Genomic DNA, 675 nt, shown 5'->3' on the forward strand with positions numbered 1-675 from the left:
GTTCTCGACCGTGTGGTAGGCGAGCAGCCGCTTGAGATCGTGTTCGGCCAGCGCAAACAGCACCCCGAGCACTGCCGAGCAGGCACCGAAGATCAGCACTACATAGCCCCACCAGAGCTGGCTGGCGCCGAGAAAATCGATGCTGACCCGCAAGATGCCAAAGAGACCCAGCTTCACCATGACGCCGGACATCAGCGCCGAGATATGGGAAGGGGCGACGGGCTCGGCCACCGGCAGCCAGCCGTGCAGCGGCACGAAACCGGCGCGCAGGCCAAAGCCGCAGAAGCTGAGCAGGAACACCAGAGAAGCCAATGCGCCCGCCAGATGGTGCTCGCGCAGCGCGGAGAACTCCAGCGAGCCGGATTCGCGGCAGAGCAGCCAGAAGGCGACCAGCACCAGCGCCATGCCGATATGGTTCATCACCAGATAGAGGCGGCTCTGTTTGGCGGCCTCGGGGTTGGTTTTGACCAGCCAGTAGGTGGTGAGGGTCACCAGCTCGTAGCAGAGCAAGAAACCGAGTGCGTTGTCGGCCAGCACCATGCCCACCATGGCAAAGAGGAAGAGGTTCATCAGCGCGCCGATGGTCACATCGCCCTTGCCCTGATATTCGCGGATATAGGCAAAGGAGTAGAGGGCGACGGCGACGCCGACGGTGCTAATCACCAGCAGCATCAG

1 protein-coding gene is annotated in these 675 nt (G+C 62.7%); it reads right to left on the reverse strand.

Going from position 1 to position 675, the window contains the following annotated elements:
* Positions 1 to 675, reverse strand: a 675-nt coding sequence (locus RA28_RS22070) for a proton-conducting transporter transmembrane domain-containing protein (protein WP_039533488.1), incomplete at both ends; no start/stop codon positions are given.

This window comes from Ruegeria sp. ANG-S4, assembly GCF_000814005.1.
Classification (GTDB): Bacteria; Pseudomonadota; Alphaproteobacteria; order Rhodobacterales; family Rhodobacteraceae; genus Ruegeria.